Source organism: Flavobacterium sp. UGB4466 (assembly GCF_903469665.1).
Lineage (GTDB): Bacteria > Bacteroidota > Bacteroidia > Flavobacteriales > Flavobacteriaceae > Flavobacterium > Flavobacterium lipolyticum.
The window spans coordinates 36,256-53,531 of record NZ_CAGKLC010000007.1; the positions used below are offsets into that span (position 1 = coordinate 36,256).

Below are 17,276 nucleotides of genomic sequence, written 5' to 3' on the forward strand. Positions count from 1 at the left end.
TAATTATCGCTTCTTTTGAAATGTATGTGAAGTGTCTTACAAATTAATAATTCATAGGAACTTCCATTAGCAGGAATTCGGCCTCAGTGTTGGCTTTGATGTTTAAAGTTTCAAAATCAGAGATTCCCATAGCATCACGAGTGTTCAATTCCTGACCGTTTATCGTTACATTTCCTTTTAAGATAAAAACGTAGACTCCGTTTCCTTCTTTTTTTAATTTATAGGTTGTAGCGATGCCGGAATCGAAATTCCCCATATGAAACCAGGCGTCCTGATGGATCCAAACTCCTTCATCATCAGCATTTGGAGATAAAACCTGAGACAGTTTGTTGTGTCTGTCGGCAACATCTAAAGTGATTTGTTGGTAACGCGGCGTTACATTTCTTTGGTTAGGAAACAACCAGATTTGTAACAGCTTCGTTTGCTGATCGGCATTTGGGTTAAACTCACTATGTTGGATTCCGGTTCCGGCACTCATCACCTGAATGTCACCATTTTTAATGATTTCGGTATTCCCCATACTGTCTTTGTGTGCTAAATCACCTTCTAACGGAATGGTAATGATTTCCATATTATCGTGAGGATGAGTTCCAAAACCCATTCCGCCCGCAATAGTATCGTCATTTAGAACTCGAAGCGCTCCAAACTGAATTCTTTCCGGATTGTACCAGCTCGCAAAGCTAAAACTGTGATAGGCATTAAGCCATCCGTGATTTGCGTTTCCTCTTGTTTCTGCTTTGTGTATTACTATATTTTCCATGATGATAATTGTTTTGTTATTTTTTATAGTACAAATTTACGATCAACATGCCTGAAAAGCACTTAATGTAGATTAAGAAAAAGGGGCTGAGGTTCTGAGTTGCTGAGGTTTTTAGGTGCAAAGGCTCAGAGTTGCAAAGGTACAGAGGCTTTTGCAGCGATTGAGATGGGCTGGATTTCATGTTTACGATCTAAGCAATCTAATAATCCAATAATCCAGCAATCCAAAGATCTAAGAAGTCTAACAATCTAAACAGTCTAATAATCCAATAATCCAGCAATCCAGCAATCCAATAATCCAGCAATCCAATAATCCAGCAATCCAATAATCCAGCAATCCAATAATCTAACAATCCAAAGATCTAAGAAGTCTAACAATCTAAACAGTCTAATAATTCAATAATCCAGCAATCCAATAATCTAATAATCTAATAATCCAAAGATCTAAGAAGTCTAACGATCTAAGAAGTCTAACAATCTAAAAAAGACTAGCTGTATTGCGCAATAAACTGTTGCACAACAGTATCCGTATTCTCGTGGCGTTTTTTCTTTTCCAATGCGATAGGCGGAGCGGCTCTTTCAAGGCAGTCTTTTACGTCGCAGGTTTCGCAGGTGACCCCTACAATTCGTTTGACAAGCGGTTTTCCTTCAATGAACTTGAATTTCTTTTTCATGGTTGGATTGATTAAAATACCAACCGAAATACTTCTTATGTTGTCTTTGATGAAAGGATCTTTTGTGGCTGATGAAAAAACCAGGTATTCATTTCCACTATGGACATAACTTGAGGTCTGAGCATCAAAAAAATGTGGTTTGTTCTGTTTGATTGCTTCGTCTATGGTTTTTACCGAAACCCATCTTCTGCAATAGTGCTCGTTGGTTTCGTTTGCATGTGGTTCCTGCTGATTGGTGATGTGCAGTTCTTTCTTGATTTGATAAACGTCAGAACCAATTTTATGTGACATTCTTAAAAAGAATAAGTTCTTCAGATGGAAATCTTTAGGGAGTAAATTAGTTAATCTTTGATAAAAAGATTCCGGCGAAACTTCAAAACTTTCGATCAGCGTTACAAATTCTTCCGGATTTGGCTTTTCGTTATTTAAAAAGTCATTGATTTTACCTACGATCAATTGTCTCGGTAATAATAAAGCGCCTGCAAAGTAAGAAGCATAGAAATTATGCAATACCTGGTCAAAGTTTTCAAACTTGATCCAGCTGAACGTCAGTAAGCGATCGGATAGATTGAGGTAATTGTAAGCAATTTCTTTGGCCAGAATGAAAGCTTTCTGCGGATCGTCGATTTCTGTTGAAAGTAAGAGGGTTTTGCTTTTTGGGACATAGATAGAGCGCAGATCTTCTAAGGCTTCCTGATCCGTGAAGGCAATTTCTTTGATAGTGTAGTCAAATTCCTCTTTTAGAATGGCTTCGAGTTCCTTAATAGTGATTTTTGAATCTAAATTAATCTGAAAGGACTTAGAAAAAGCAATTACTTTATCTTCCAGATCTTCAAAATAATTACTGTGTGCTTCCTGATACGATCGTAAGGCGGCGAGGAAAAAACTCTCCCTGCTCAGATTGTAATGCTGGGCAATTTCAATAATGGTGCTGATAAACGCATTGACTTTGGCGGGGGCATTGGCAATAATGTCGATTAGGTCCGCTTCCTGAATGCCAAAAAGCTCCAGAGGAATCTCTTTTAAAATTCCTGATTTTAAGATTTCTCCAATCGGAGCGAGGTTGTTGTCCAGTTTTAAAGAAACCATTTGGTCGTACGTAACATCCAAATGTTCGCATAAAAGCAAAATTTTATCTGTTTTTGGATATTTCTTTCCTTTTTCAATCTCGTTCAAATACGATTTTGAAAGATTGGTCAGTTTAGCCAAACCAAAAAGAGAGAGGTTTTTCTGAGTGCGAACCTGCTTGAGTTTTAGCCCAAAAATCAGCTTTATATAGTCTTTTTCGATATCCATAATATCAAATGTAAGTAATCTAAAAATAATCGCCAAAAAAGTTTTTTGTAAATTTAGCGAACGTTCGCTTGTTTTGTAAAAAACTTTTTTCTAATATTGTGGTGTAGAAAATATTAACGGTCAGATTGTTATAGGAGAAAAGATCTTTTATTAGCAAAAAATGACGAATAATGGAGAACTAATCAAAAGCAACAACGATGAAAAACCAATTAGAGATTACCGAGACGGCTATGGAGTTTTTGGCCGAAAAGAAGCTTTCTTATCCAAAGATCTGGACAGAAGAGGCAATTGTTTTTATAACCGAACTGCATCGAAAATTCGATTCACAACGAAAATTATTGTTACTGCAACGCGAACAAAAACAAACCGCTTTTGATCAGGGCGTCATGCCGTCTTTTCCTTCCGAAACAAAAACCGTCAGAGAAAGTAATTGGGTGGCAGGAGAAACTCCAAAAGATTTACAGGATCGTAGAGTTGAGATTACGGGACCGGTTGATCGCAAAATGATTATCAATGCGTTGAATTCAGGAGCGAAAACTTTTATGGCAGATTTTGAAGACAGTACTTCTCCGACCTGGCAAAATTTAATGGACGGACAAGTGAATTTGATTGATGCGGTTAACAAGACGATTTCTTATACCGATTTGATTAAGCATAAATCGTATCACCTGAATGAAAAGATTGCGACATTAATCGTGCGTCCACGTGGATTGCATTTACCAGAAAAACATCTTTCGATTGATGGAAATGCGGTTTCAGGTTCTTTGGTAGACTTTGGTTTGTATGTTTTTCATAATCATAAGAGACTTTTAGAAAATAACTCAGGACCTTATTTTTATATTCCAAAATTGGAACATTATCTGGAAGCGCGCTGGTGGAATACTGTAATTGATTTTACCGAAGATTATTTGAAGTTAGAAAGAGGAACGATAAAGGTTACTGTTTTAATTGAAACTATAACAGCAAGTTTTCAGCTGGACGAAATTATTTTTGAATTGAAGGATCATATTGTTGGATTGAACTGCGGGCGTTGGGATTATATTTTCTCTTACATTAAAAAATTCCGCAAGCATTCAAAGTTTATTGTTCCGGACCGCGATCAGGTCAATATGACTTCGCCTTTTATGAACGCTTACTCGAATCTGGTAATTCAAAGGTGTCATAAACGAGGTATTCATGCTATCGGAGGGATGGCTGCTCAAATTCCGATTAAAAATAATGAGGAGGCAAATGCAATTGCTTTCGCAAAGGTAAAAACCGATAAAGAACGTGAAGTAAAGAATGGTCACGATGGAACGTGGGTAGCGCATCCGGATTTGGTTGCTCTGGCTAAAAATGTTTTCGATGCCGGAATGCCAACTCCCAATCAAATTCATGTTAAAAAAGAATATCGCAAAATAACAGAAGCCGATTTGATAGAGCCGCCAATTGGAATTATAACAGAAAATGGGGTTCGCAAAAACATTAATGTTGGGGTTTTGTATTTGGCTTCATGGCTAAACGGACAAGGTGCCGCAGCCTTGCACAATCTGATGGAGGATGCTGCTACGGCCGAGATTTCAAGATCGCAATTGTGGCAGTGGCTTCAGAATAAGGTGACTTTGGATAACGGACAAATACTGAATCTGGCGTATTATCATGAGTTGGCTTTAGAGGAATTCAAAAAAATTAAAGACGAGCTGGGAGAGGAAAATTACGAAAACCGTCAATTCCCGTTAGCGGAGAAAGTTTTGGAAAGACTGGTTGTAAATCCCGATTTCGTTGATTTTTTAACCCTTCCATGTTACAAATATTTATAAAAAACGTTGCGCTGATCATTAAAAATCGGCGTGAAAAATAAACCTTTTACAAGTCACAGTCAGAACTGTGAACTGCGACTGCAAACTATTTACTTACTAACCAACTTAACTTATATTTTTATGAAAACAACAGAAGACAGAATTCAGGAATTGATTAACGATTGGATCACAAACCCAAGATGGAAAGGTGTTGAACGTCCGTATACTGCTACTGAGGTGGTGACGCTTCAGGGCTCTTATCATATTGAGCATTCTATTGCTAAAATGGGGGCGGAGAAATTATGGAGAAAGTTAAAAAGTCAGGATTATGTTGCTGGTTTAGGTGCTTTAACAGGAAATCAGGCGATTCAGGAAGTCGATGCTGGTTTAGAAGCGATTTATTTGAGTGGCTGGCAAGTGGCTGCCGATGCAAATCTGGCAGGAGAAATGTATCCTGACCAATCGCTTTATCCGGTGAATAGCGTGCCGATGGTGGTAAAAAAAATTAATAGTGCCTTGTTGAGAGCTGATCAGATTCAGGTGGTAAACCAGGTTGAAGATAAAAAAGATTATTTGGTTCCGATTGTAGCCGATGCAGAAGCCGGTTTTGGCGGAAATTTAAACGCTTTCGAATTGATGAAATCGATGATTGAAGCGGGTGCTTCTGGTGTTCATTTTGAAGATCAGTTGAGTTCTGCTAAAAAATGCGGACATTTAGGCGGAAAAGTTTTGGTGCCTACTCAGGAAGCGATTAACAAATTGATCGCAGCTCGTTTGGCTGCTGATGTTATGGGCGTTTCGACATTAATTGTAGCCAGAACAGATGCGGATGCAGCTAATTTGCTAACCAGTGATGCTGATCCGAGAGATGCAAAATTTATTACCGGAGAAAAGACCAATGAGGGTTTTTTCTATGTAAACAGCGGAATCGATCAGGGAATTGCAAGAGGATTAAGTTATGCGCCTTATGCTGATTTGATTTGGATGGAAACCAGTAATCCTGATTTGGTTTATGCGAAGAAGTTTGCGGATGCAATGAAAAAAGAGTTTCCGGGTAAAATGCTGGCATATAATTGTTCTCCGTCTTTCAACTGGGCTGCTAAATTATCAGTAGCAGAAATGGAAACTTTCAGAGAAGATCTGGCGGCTATGGGGTATAAATTTCAGTTCATTACCTTGGCAGGATTCCATGCTTTAAATACCAGTATGTTCGAATTGTCTAAAGCCTATAAAGAACGTGGTATGGCAGGATATTCTGAATTGCAGGAAAGAGAATTTGCTTTGCAACAAAACGGATTCAGAGCAGTAAAACATCAGGCTTTTGTTGGGACTTCTTATTTTGATGCGGTTCAAAATACGGTAACGATAGGAAGGTCTTCCACTACAGCAATGAAACATTCAACAGAGGTTGAGCAGTTTTAATTCTTTGTTTTTACCATTAAGATATTAAGAAAGTTAAGCTTTATGTTCTTAAAAAAATAAGAAAGATTAAGTCTAGCTTAATGTATCTTAATATCTTAATGGTTTAATTTTACTTTTTTAAAAGCCTGGCTTTCATTTTGCTGAAAAATTCAGGTGTTACACCAATAAAAGAAGCAATTTGCTTTTGAGGGACTTTATGAACCAATGTGCCGTATTTAGCACAAAATTTTTCAAAGCGTTCTTCTGCCGTCAGACTTAAATTATCCATTAAGCGTTGTTGGTTGGCAACCAGAGAATTTTCAATTAAAATTCTGAAAAAACGTTCTAATTTAGGAATGTCGAGATACAATTGCTCCTGATTTTCTTTGGATAAAGAAACGACTTCTGCCTCTTCTAAAACTTCTATAAAAAGTTCTCCCGGTTTCTGTGAAAAATAGCTGTACATGTCACTCATCCACCAGCCCTGACAAGCAAATGCCAGAACATGCTCGACAATATTATCATTGATGTTGAAGCTTCTTAGAATTCCCGAATTTACAAAATACGAATGGGTGCAAACTTCGCCGGCATTCAGTAAAATGGTTTTTGTCTTGTAAAAATGGGTTTCCGTTTTGGATAAAAAATGAGCCTGCTCTTCAGGAGTCAATGAAATGTGTTTGGCTATATTTTCAAGAATTAATGCCATTATTTTTCTTTTATCAGCTTGAAAGAGTTTGCTTTAAAGCGATCATTCTCTATTTTTCCGACAACTGAAGCTTTGCGAACAGCATTACAGAAACCATCTTCGGCATGTGCATCACCATGTTCGTCAATTGTTGTTCCGTCTACAAAATAAGTCTTGCCGTCAATGCGAACGGCTAAATCACAGCTTTTGCCTTTCATTCCAAATTGACATTCGCCACAAGCGGTTTCTACGATTACAGGTTTTTCATTTGTTTTCTTATCCTGAGCCTGAGTTGAAATTCCGGCAAGCAGGAACAGTGCAAATAATGCGTTTTTCATTTTTTAAGAGTTTACGGTTATTAGTTTTGAAGTTGTTTTGGCACGTTCTGTGATTTCGTCGATTGGCGTTGTGAGAGAGTCATGACTTAAAACAACTCCCATTCGGCGGTAAGGTCTTGAAGTTGGCTTTCCGAAAATTCTGAAATCAGTTTTAGGTAAAGCGGCTACTTTTTCAATTCCGGTAAAAGTTGGATTTGTCGAGTCTTGTGAGGCCAGAATCACGGCACTTGCACCGGCTTTTTCAAGAGTAATTTCGAAGATTGGCAAGCTTAAAATAGCTCGTAAATGCAATTCGAATTCATTAAAATTTTGTGTTCCGGCAAGAGTTACCATTCCGGTATCGTGTGGGCGTGGGGAGAGTTCTGAGAAATAAACACCCTCGTTGGTTAAGAAAAATTCAACACCAAAAAGGCCTGCTCCTCCCAGGGCTTCGGTAATTTTTTCGGCCATGTCCTGCGCTTCGTATAGATCGGCATCAGAAATTTTTGCAGGCTGCCAGCTCTCCTGGTAATCACCGCGTTCCTGGCGGTGTCCGATTGGAGCGCAAAAAAGTGTTGGATTGTTATTTTGAGTAATGGTTAAAAGTGTAATCTCAGAATTGAAATCTACAAAAGCTTCCACGATAACTTCGATGACATCACCACGTGAGCCTGCAACGGCATATTGCCAGGCTTTTTCAATATCGCCTTCCGTTTTGATTGTAGATTGTCCTTTTCCGGAAGAAGACATTAAAGGTTTTACTACGCAGGGAATTCCAACTTCCTGAACGGCTTTTTGAAGTTCTTCTGCCGAAGTTGCATATTGGTATTTTGCGGTTTTTAATCCCAGTTCTTTTGATGCCAGGTCCCGAATCGCTTTTCGATTCATGGTAAAGTTGGCTGCTTTCGCAGATGGAACAACGGTAATGCCTTGTTTTTCGTAATCGTAAAAACGTTCTGTTCGGATAGCTTCTATTTCAGGAACGATAAAGTCGGGCTGGTGTTTGGCTACGATTCGGTCCAGTGCTTCGCCGTCGAGCATGTTGATGACTTCAAAGCTGTGTGCTACCTGCATAGCAGGAGCATTTTCGTAATTATCGACAGCAATTACAGTTTGTCCGATTCGTTGAGCGGCAATGACAAATTCTTTGCCCAGTTCACCCGAACCAAGGAGTAGTATTTTCATTTTGGATTAATTGTGTTGTTGGAGAAGTAAAAGTAGCGAAAAAAGAGTTTAACCGCAAAGTTCGCAAAGAATTACGCAAAGAGCGCTAAGTTTTTGTCTTTTAGATAAAGCAACCGTGTAGTTTGTCATTTCGATCCAAGGGAAAAATCACACTCGTAATTTGATAAAGATTGACGACAATTGGGTTTGAGTTTCTTGTGTGATTTCTCCTTATGTCTAAATGATAAAACGGAGAAATAACGGGGTGAATTTAACCATAAAATCCGCAGGGAATTACGCTAAGAACGCAAAGCTTTTGATATTCAGTAAAAAGAAAAGGTTCGCAAAGATTAATGAATCTTTGCGAACCTTAGTGTATATCTTTGCGTTCTTTGCGGTTAAAATTCTAATGAAAATGATCTTCTTCTATTTCGAATTCTGCATCTTTTTCCCAGATTTCCATTTCACAAGGTTTGCAGTTGAATTTCAGTTTGTATTCTAATTCGCCTTGTTTTAAAACCAGGGGTTCTTTTACCTTAACACCTGCGATATCTTTTTGGTGTATCGGACATTTTTTCAATTCGTATTTGATGCAATATTTAGTGGTCATCACACGTGATTTTCCCGGATCCCATTGTAGTTCGAATGCTTTTTCAATTTCGGTAACACCATGGCGCTCGTAGAATTTACGGGCCGTTTTGTTGGAAACATTATACATGAAATCCAATTTAGTTTCCGGATACGGATGAGATGTTTTAACGAGTTGGTGTTCTTCACGTTTGTAATTGGCCAGACGAATTTCAGTCAACTGATCGTAAACAGTTCTTCTCATTTCATTGATTTTTGAAATAGGAAGGAACCAGTTTTGAGAAAACATAATATTGATTTCATCGGCGGTGTAAGGCGTAAAACCTGTTTTAGCCAATTGAGTTTTAATGTTTTCTTCGATAGATTCACCCGTTTTAGTTTGCTCTTTCGCATGTTCCAAGCTAACAGTGCTTACATTACCGTCTTCATCAGTAGCGATTAATTCGAAACCTGTTGCGGTTTCTGTAAGTAATAAAGTAGTGCTCAATTTACGAACAGCACTATCCTCTCTCTCAACAATTTTGATGAAAGCGGCATCGTTGTTACGGTAAATAAAAGTTCCGTCTTTTACTTCTTTTAAAACGTTTGGATAAATTTTCCCGTTTTCGGCTTTGTTTACATAGATTCCGTCAGCTTCATTGTTTTCGTTGATGAAACAAAGTCCGTCACCGTTGTTTAGTAATTCGCCGTTTTCGATTTCGTAAGCGTTTCCAACTGTTCGGATTAATTTACCGATATATTGGCCTTTTGATTTTGGGCTTTCCCAGGAACCAATGGAACTGTGTCTTTCGTTTACGAAATAATCCGTATAACCACGGTTGAAAGTTCTGCTTAAAGAAGAATCAAAAGTATAGGTACATGTTCCTGAAGAGGCTTTCATGTACTTATCACTTCCTACGCCTTCTAAATAGCTGTCTAGTTTTTGACGTAAATAAGAAACGTTGTTTTTAACGTAAACCACATCTTTTAAACGGCCTTCGATTTTGAAAGAAACGATTCCGGCTTCAATTAGATTCGGAATCTGATCTGAAATGTCTAAATCTTTGATCGAAAGCAAGTGACTGTTTCTGATTAGGGTTTCTCCGTTTCCGTCAATTAAGTTGTAGGGTAAACGGCAGTTTTGTGCGCAGGAACCGCGATTGGCACTGCGTTCTCCGTTGGCTACACTCATGTAACAGTTTCCGCTAAAGGATACACATAATGCACCGGTTACGAAAAATTCTAATTCAACATCAGCTTCGTCGTATATCGTTTTAATTTGATGTAAGTTCAATTCGCGGGCTAAAACCACACGTTTGATTCCAGCATCTTTAAGGAATTTAATTTTATCGGCATCACGATTATTGGCTTGTGTACTGGCATGAAGTACGATAGGAGGTAAGTCCATTTCCATGATCGCCATGTCCTGAATAATCAGGGCATCAACACCAATGTCGTACAATTCCCAAATCATTTTGCGACAGGTTTCGAGTTCGTTATCGTACAAAATGGTATTCATAACTACAAAAACCTGTGCATTAAAAAGGTGTGCATATTGTACCAATGCTGCTACATCTTCGATAGAATTGTTGGCATTTGAGCGTGCTCCAAATTGCGGTGCACCAATATAAACAGCATCGGCACCACTGTTTATGGCGGCCATTCCTCCAATTAAATCCCTGGCAGGAGCTAATATTTCAATCTTCTTCTTCATTTTAAGTACTTTAGGCTTTTGTGGTATTCACGCAAAAAAGTTTGCAAAGTTCTTATAAATATTTCGAGTTTGCTAATGCTGAGGTGTTTTTTTTGGAATTGTTAACTTATATGGAATGATGATGATTAAGGTTGTTGTTTTTATTTGTTTTCAGATGATTTTAATCTGTTCATTACTTGTTTGGAACTAAAAAAAATCACCGGATGGTTTTTAATAAGTAACCTTTTGAACTAAGATACTTTTTGATTTATTAATCTAAAGGGAAAGTATATCCTAAGCCTAATATCGCAGACGATTGCTTAGCTGCTGGGTGAAAGTATCCCGAAATTGCAATTTCAAAATTATTTTTTCGGCCAATGGCTAATCCAAGACTAAAGGGAATGTGTAATAACATGTCGCTTTTGTTGAAATTAACCCCTGGTGTAAAGGTTTCAAATTTACCTATCGAAGTACCAATTCCCCCTTCAATAAAAGGGGCTACCCAAGGAATTGGTGCACACAGACGTACTTTTGTTCCGACTAAAAAAGCATTGGTTGTTACTTTGTATTGCGGTTGATTTTGTAAATTCTGATTTTTATCAACTGATGTAAATATAGCTCCTGCATATGGACGTATACTAAACCATGATTTTACTCCAATGATATATTCTCCCTGTAAATAAAAACCTCCTCCCATAACATCGACTTCCTCTTGATTACCATAGTTTTCAATATAATAAGAGCTGCTTGAGGCAAAGCCTATAGAACCTTTAATGGCATTACCTGTTGCTTGGGATTTTGCCTCATTGTTAAAAAATAAACTAAGGATTGTAATTAAGAAAGAATTGCGTAATGTTAGATTCATAAAATATTTTTTGGTTGGCGCGAAAATAATAAAATATTTTTAAATTCTGATAAACCAAGAACTACTTGGTTTACTGACTAAGTGGTTTTCTTTCTCGAAAGGGAAGTTTCAAATATTAAGATAATTTTTTTGCTTTAATTGTAGTCAAAGTACTTTTGCTAGTAGTTAGTTATAAGTACTTAATTAGTTTTATCTTTTTTAATGCCCATAGCTAATGACTCGGGTAATTTTCCAGCCTATAGGGGTGTTTTTCCAGATATGAGTAAATTTATAGGTACCACAGTTGATGAGCTCTCCCTTTTCAAGTCGGCAGAATTTATGCAATCCGGTTTGTATGGCTCCATAATCTTTAATGGGGTAAACTTCAATGCTTCCTTCTACCAGAACTCTTCTTGTGTATCCGTAATTGGTGAAAATTCGTCGGAAGTTTTCCATTGTTTTTGTATAGTCGTCTAGTCCTCCCGTATCATGAAAGAATTCAAGGTCTTCTGCGAATAAAGTTTTTAATTTTTCTAAATCACCTTTGTTAGCAGCTTCAAAAACAACTCCGTCCATTTTTACAATGGTATCAAATAGTTCTTTAGATATCGGTGTATAGGGTTTTGATTCGGTTATGGTTATTTTTTTGGTTACAGTACAGGATGTTATGAACATTCCTATTGTGAGCAATAATACGATTGTAGCAATTATATTTTTCATGTTTATTGTTTTTAAGGAGAACCTTGTAAAAAACAGATTCAATAATTTTTTTATTGATTTGTTAAAAATACTAATAAAATGATTTAAAAATATGGGGTTGTTAGGGGAGTGCTAAAATGTAATTTGTTCTGCTGCAGCTTATTTTTTGGGTTAGGGATAGGAGCGATATCCTTTTGCTTTTTTCTTTAAAAAGCAAAAGATACAGCGAATAGCCCGGTTCGCCGCGGCGAAATCCCCCGTAAATTCTAAAAATATACTTTCTGTAACCTTTAGCAGATAGAAGTCGTCAAAGCTTTTATCAATCAGACTAAATAATCACAAAATGAAAGCCTTCTTAAAATCGTTTATTGTTCTGTTTCTAATTATCTGTTCGGGACTGTCGGCTCAGAGTTTAGAAACCCAAATAGATAATTTAATTGCCTCAAAGTTTCAACCTGAAAATCCCGGGGCTGTTTTTCTGGCGGTTAAGAAAGGAAAAGTAGTGTATCGAAAAGCTTTTGGAATGGCCAATTTAGAAATGAATGTTCAAATGAAACCCGAGTCTGTTTTTGAAATCGGATCCATGACCAAACAATTTACGGCAGTTGCTGTTTTGATGCTGGCAGAGCAGGGGAAGCTTAAACTTGATGATGAAATCACGAAGTTTATTCCAGATTATCCAACAAGTGGGAATAAGATTACGGTACATCATTTACTAACGCATACTTCAGGAATTAAAGATTTTACGAGTATGAAAGCTATAAAAGATATTGCCAGACAAGATTTGTCTCCAAAAGAACTGGTAGATTTTTTTAAAAATGAACCCATCGATTTTAAGCCGGGTGAAAAATATAAATATTGTAATTCGGGATATGTGCTTTTGGGGTATATCATTGAAATGGTTTCCGGACAGACTTATGAAGCCTTTATAACACAGCATATTTTTAAGAAAACCAGAATGGAAAATACCTATTACGCGAGCCATGATAAAATGATTAAAAACAGGGTTTCGGGTTATCGAGAGAGGGATGGTTTTATTAATGCCAATTATATCAGCTTCTCTATTCCGTATGCTTCGGGTTCGATACTATCAAATGTTGATGATCTGTTGAAATGGCAATATGCAATAAATGCGAATACCTTATTAAATCCCGCTTCTACAAAGAAAGCATTTGTAAATTATAAGCTAAATGATGGAACAAATATTGATTATGGATATGGCTGGCATTTAGAAAAAGTAAAGGATAAAATTGTTCGCGAGCATGGGGGAAGTATTTTTGGCTTTAAATCGATGGGGGTTTATGAACCGACAGAACAGGTTTATGTAGTAGGATTAAGTAATTGCGATTGTAATTCGCCGACTGGAATTACAAAAGAGATTGCTTCGCTTTTAATCGATTAGATAAAAAAAGGGTGTTTTCGAAAGAAAACACCCTTTTGGTTATTGTTTGTAAGTCGTTACACAGTCAAAGCTTCTTTGATTCTGCGTAATGCTTCTTTTAAGATATCGTCGCTTGTAGCATAAGAGAAACGGATACAATTTGGGTTTCCAAAGGCATCACCAGTTACCGTTGCTACGTTGGCCTCTCCTAAAAGATACATCGAAAGATCGTTTGCATCTTTAATTTCAGTTCCTCTTAATGTTTTTCCGAAGAAAGAAGAAACGTCAGGGAAAACATAAAAAGCTCCTTCCGGAACGTTGATTTTTACACCAGGAATTTCTTTAAGTAATCCAACAACTAAATCTCTGCGAGTATGGAAAGCCTGAACCATGTGGTTTAATACACTCGGATCGGCTTCTACAGCTGTAATTGTGGCACGTTGTGCTACAGAATTTGCTCCGGAAGTTACTTGTCCCTGGATTTTTACACACGCTTTTGCGATGAATTCAGGAGCTCCGATATAACCAATTCTGTATCCTGTCATAGCAAATGCTTTTGCAACTCCGTTTACAGTGATCGTTTTTTCTAACATTCCCGGAATTGATCCGATGCTGCAGAAAGTCCCTGAGAAATTGATGTGCTCATAAATTTCGTCTGAAACTACATAAATATTTGGATGTTTTTCCAACACTTTTGCAAGCGCTGTCAATTCTTCTCTGCTGTATACAGATCCGGATGGGTTGCAAGGAGAAGAGAACCACATCATTTTTGTTTTTGGTGTGATGGCAGCTTCTAATTGCTCAGGCGTCATTTTGAAATCCGTATCTACAGAAGTAGGAACTTCAACCGGAACTCCGCCTGAAAGTTTTACGATTTCAAAGTAAGAAACCCAGTAAGGTGCCGGTAAAATAACCTCGTCACCATCGTTTAACATTACTTGGGCAATATTGTATAAAGATTGTTTTGCACCTGTAGAAACCACAATTTGAGATGGTTTGTATTCTAATGCATTGTCTCTTTTAAATTTTTTGCAGATTGCTTCTCTCAATTCTAAATAACCTTCTACCGGAGAATAAGTACTGTAGTTTTCGTCTACTGCTTTTTTAACTGCTTCTTTAATGAAATCCGGCGTATTGAAATCCGGTTCTCCTAAACTTAAACTGATAATGTCTTTTCCCTGTGCTTTTAATTCGCGTGCTAAAGCAGCCATTGCTAAAGTTTGTGATGTCGCTAAGTTGTTGATTCTGTCTGAAAGAATATGATTCATTATAAAATTTTTGAATGTCTTTAATTTCAACTTTAATTAAAGACGGTTAATGATTAATAGTTTCTTATTTTATGCTAGCTCGGGTTTTATTCCAAGATCTCTTAAGTGTCTGTAATGTGCTAATACAGCTCCTCTCATCGTTTTGAATTCATGATAAGGCAAGTTGCATTCGATGGCAGTTTGTTTTACAATTTCGGCAATTTTTCCGTAGTGGATATGACTGATATTTGGAAAAATGTGGTGTTCAATTTGATGGTTTAAACCTCCTGTGAACCAGTTGATTATTTTGTTTTTTGGTGCAAAATTAGCAGTGGTATACAATTGGTGAATGGCCCAGGTGTTTTCCATTTCCCCTTCTTCATTCGGAACCGGATTTGAAGTTTCTTCTACTACGTGTGCCAATTGAAAAACGATACTTAAAATTAATCCGGCAGTATAATGCATAACGAAAAATCCGATCACAACTTTCCACCATATTACACCTAAAATCATTGGTAAAGCCATCCAGATTAAAACATAGATGATTTTTGTGATTACAAGAACGGTCCATAATTTAGTTGGACTTTGTGGTGCTCCGTAGGATAATTTTCTTTTCAGGTAATTTTTCATTTGCTTGAAATCGGTTGTTAGAGCCCAATTAAAAGTCAAAAGTCCGTATAAGAAAAAAGAATAGTAATGTTGGAATTTGTGAAAACGGTGCCATTCTGCATTTTGGGTAAAACGAATGATTCTTCCGGCATCAAGATCTTCATCATGACCGTGAATGTTCGTATAGGTATGGTGAAGTACATTATGTTGTACCTGCCAGTTGTGAACGTTTCCGGCTAATACGTAAATACTTCCCCCCATGATTTTGTTGATCCATGATTTAGAAGAGTACGACCCGTGATTTCCATCATGCATGACATTCATACCAATTCCGGCCATACCAACTCCCATAAGGATATTTAGGAGTAATTGTGCCCAGAAAGGCATGTTAAGCGTTAATATTAAGAAGTATGGTGTTAAGAAAACAGCGAAAAGAATAATGGCTTTTAAATGCAGCTTCCAGTTTCCTGTTTTCTGAATATTGTTCTCTTTGAAGTAATTGTTTACTCGTGAGTTAAGCGTTCTGAAGAACTTCAGATTGTCTTGCTTCGCAAATGTAGGCGCAGTGTTATTCATAATTAATTTAAATAGGTTTCAAAGGTAATTATTATAAATTTTCAATTTGCAAAATTGAGTTAAATATTTCAATCGTAAAGTACTACTTTTGTTAAAAAAATTAGAGCAATGGATGAGATATTGAAATATTTTCCGGATTTGACTGAACTTCAAATCCAGCAATTTCAAAAGTTAGACTTTTTATACCACGATTGGAATGAAAAAATCAATGTTATTTCAAGAAAAGATATTGATGCTTTATATACAAAACACATTTTGCACTCGCTTGGAATTGCTAAAATTATGAAGTTTGAACCGGGGGCAACGGTTTTGGATGTGGGTACCGGAGGTGGGTTTCCCGGAATTCCGTTGGCCATTCTTTTTCCTGAAACCCGTTTTTATCTGATCGATGTGATAGCAAAAAAAATTAAGGTGGTTCAGGGAGTTGTAGATGCGTTAGAATTGAAAAATGTTAAAGCAGAACAAAAGCGTGCTGAATTGGTGAAAGGTGATTTTGATTTTATTGTAAGTCGCGCAGTAACCAATATGCCGGATTTTGTTTCTTGGGTAAAAGGTAAAATAAAGAAGCAGCATAAGCACACTTTGAAAAATGGAATTCTATATTTAAAGGGAGGAGACTTAACAGAAGAATTGGCAGCTTTTCCAAAAGCTACTTTATATGATTTGTCGACTATTTTTGAAGACGAGTTCTTTGAAACTAAAAAGGTAGTCCATTTGCCTTTAAAGTTCACTGTTTAGAAGCTATAAAATAAAACCCAATAATGCTTGTCTGTTTTCAGAGCATTATTGGGTTTTGCATTTAAAATAGTATTAGTAAATCATAATTAGGAAACTTTTTGTGATAGTTGCAGGAACGGATTACTTTTTTGATCTGAATTTTGGATGTATTTATTCACCGCTTTTTCTGATGCCATGATGGTATAGCGAAATTTAGGATTAAAGAAAAAATCTCGGCAGATTACTGATTCGTTATGGGAATCGTATACCTTTTCATCCGTTTCATCAAGATCTTCATTTGTATACGGACACGGATACAGATAAGTTAATTGTATAAGAATATTGTTGAACCAATTGTCAAATTTTTTTCTCTTAGGCGTTATATGACGGGCAAGCAGTACCAGTCCTGTAATTTCATTTTGTAAAAAGTAAGACCCTTTTCTATATCTTACATCGATCATTCTCACGGTCATATGTGCCACCCATAATGGCCCATCTATAGGCCCTGAAGCCGGAATGTCAAAATTAGGGTCAAATAATAAAGGACTTGATAACTCCGGATCTTTAATTGAACACCAAAGTGCTTCGATGCGTTTTTCGGTATCAGTGATACTTGTATTATGGCCTATAAAACGCCAGTAGATCCATTCCAGTAAAGCAGCGCTAAGTCCTACCGTTGCTTTATGATTAATATTTAACAATGCAGTTTCGAGTTCTTTGTATTCATCCAGAGGATCTAAGAACTTTTCCATCTTCTTTTTATTCCATTTGAAATCAATTGGATGCCCAATGTGTTTTGAGTTTAGAATAATCTGCGGAGCATTTTTCAAGCTTTTCATAAGTCAATTGTTGATTTTTTAGTTGATTCC

General features: G+C 37.0%; 15 protein-coding genes. 4 read left to right on the forward strand and 11 right to left on the reverse strand.

Annotated features, from left to right (window positions below):
- Positions 1–43 precede the first annotated feature (43 nt).
- Both JO950_RS03530 and JO950_RS03535 read right to left on the reverse strand, forming a co-directional pair.
- Positions 44–760 (reverse strand): pirin family protein, encoded by a 717-nt coding sequence (locus JO950_RS03530; RefSeq protein WP_017497774.1) that lies wholly within the window; start codon positions 758–760, stop codon positions 44–46.
- A gap of 487 nt (positions 761–1,247) precedes the next feature.
- A complete protein-coding gene (locus JO950_RS03535; protein ID WP_202701248.1) occupies positions 1,248–2,729 on the reverse strand; it encodes a helix-turn-helix domain-containing protein in 1,482 nt (493 codons plus the stop codon).
- Between the two features lie 197 nt (positions 2,730–2,926).
- Between JO950_RS03535 and aceB the strand changes: the two genes are divergently transcribed.
- Positions 2,927–4,528, forward strand: a complete 1,602-nt coding sequence (gene aceB, locus JO950_RS03540; protein WP_202701250.1) for a malate synthase A — start codon at positions 2,927–2,929, stop codon at positions 4,526–4,528.
- A 120-nt stretch (positions 4,529–4,648) separates the two neighbouring features.
- Complete coding sequence (gene aceA, locus JO950_RS03545) at positions 4,649–5,929, forward strand: isocitrate lyase (protein ID WP_017497777.1); 1,281 nt, start codon at positions 4,649–4,651, stop codon at positions 5,927–5,929.
- Positions 5,930–6,038: 109 nt separating this feature from the next.
- Here aceA and JO950_RS03550 read toward each other — a convergent pair whose 3' ends face one another.
- The 6 genes from JO950_RS03550 to JO950_RS03575 all read right to left on the reverse strand — a co-directional run bounded on the left by JO950_RS03550 (position 6,039) and on the right by JO950_RS03575 (position 11,898).
- A complete protein-coding gene (locus tag JO950_RS03550) occupies positions 6,039–6,614 on the reverse strand; it encodes a Crp/Fnr family transcriptional regulator (RefSeq protein ID WP_202701252.1) in 576 nt (191 codons plus the stop codon).
- Positions 6,614–6,931 (reverse strand): DUF6370 family protein, encoded by a 318-nt coding sequence (locus tag JO950_RS03555; RefSeq protein ID WP_202701254.1) that lies wholly within the window; start codon positions 6,929–6,931, stop codon positions 6,614–6,616. The genes JO950_RS03550 and JO950_RS03555 overlap by 1 nt, the downstream gene beginning before the upstream one ends.
- Positions 6,932–6,934: 3 nt before the next feature.
- On the reverse strand, positions 6,935–8,095 hold the full coding sequence (gene purT / locus JO950_RS03560) for a formate-dependent phosphoribosylglycinamide formyltransferase (protein WP_202701256.1): 1,161 nt from the start codon (positions 8,093–8,095) through the stop codon (positions 6,935–6,937).
- A 385-nt stretch (positions 8,096–8,480) separates the two neighbouring features.
- Complete coding sequence (locus JO950_RS03565; RefSeq protein ID WP_202701258.1) at positions 8,481–10,355, reverse strand: U32 family peptidase; 1,875 nt, start codon at positions 10,353–10,355, stop codon at positions 8,481–8,483.
- A gap of 250 nt (positions 10,356–10,605) precedes the next feature.
- Positions 10,606–11,199, reverse strand: a complete 594-nt coding sequence (locus JO950_RS03570; RefSeq protein WP_202701261.1) for a hypothetical protein — start codon at positions 11,197–11,199, stop codon at positions 10,606–10,608.
- 198 nt (positions 11,200–11,397) lie between these two features.
- Complete coding sequence (locus JO950_RS03575; protein ID WP_202701262.1) at positions 11,398–11,898, reverse strand: nuclear transport factor 2 family protein; 501 nt, start codon at positions 11,896–11,898, stop codon at positions 11,398–11,400.
- Positions 11,899–12,220: 322 nt separating this feature from the next.
- On the opposite strand from JO950_RS03575, the gene JO950_RS03580 reads away from it, so the two are divergent.
- On the forward strand, positions 12,221–13,279 hold the full coding sequence (locus tag JO950_RS03580; protein ID WP_202701264.1) for a serine hydrolase: 1,059 nt from the start codon (positions 12,221–12,223) through the stop codon (positions 13,277–13,279).
- Between the two features lie 56 nt (positions 13,280–13,335).
- Here the strand turns inward: JO950_RS03580 and JO950_RS03585 are convergent, their stop codons facing one another.
- Together JO950_RS03585 and JO950_RS03590 are read right to left on the reverse strand one after the other, a co-directional pair.
- Positions 13,336–14,526 carry a pyridoxal phosphate-dependent aminotransferase gene (locus JO950_RS03585; RefSeq protein ID WP_202701265.1) on the reverse strand — a complete coding sequence of 397 codons (1,191 nt, stop codon included), beginning with the start codon at positions 14,524–14,526 and terminating at the stop codon, positions 13,336–13,338.
- 69 nt (positions 14,527–14,595) lie between these two features.
- Positions 14,596–15,690: an acyl-CoA desaturase gene (locus tag JO950_RS03590; protein WP_202701266.1), complete on the reverse strand. Its 1,095-nt coding sequence runs from the start codon at positions 15,688–15,690 to the stop codon at positions 14,596–14,598.
- Between the two features lie 108 nt (positions 15,691–15,798).
- Between JO950_RS03590 and rsmG the strand changes: the two genes are divergently transcribed.
- The gene (rsmG, locus tag JO950_RS03595) at positions 15,799–16,428 is read left to right on the forward strand and encodes a 16S rRNA (guanine(527)-N(7))-methyltransferase RsmG (protein WP_017497786.1); all 630 of its coding nucleotides are present in this window, start codon (positions 15,799–15,801) and stop codon (positions 16,426–16,428) included.
- 86 nt (positions 16,429–16,514) lie between these two features.
- Here rsmG and JO950_RS03600 read toward each other — a convergent pair whose 3' ends face one another.
- Positions 16,515–17,246 (reverse strand): hypothetical protein, encoded by a 732-nt coding sequence (locus tag JO950_RS03600; protein ID WP_202701267.1) that lies wholly within the window; start codon positions 17,244–17,246, stop codon positions 16,515–16,517.
- Between the last annotated feature and the right edge of the window lie 30 nt (positions 17,247–17,276).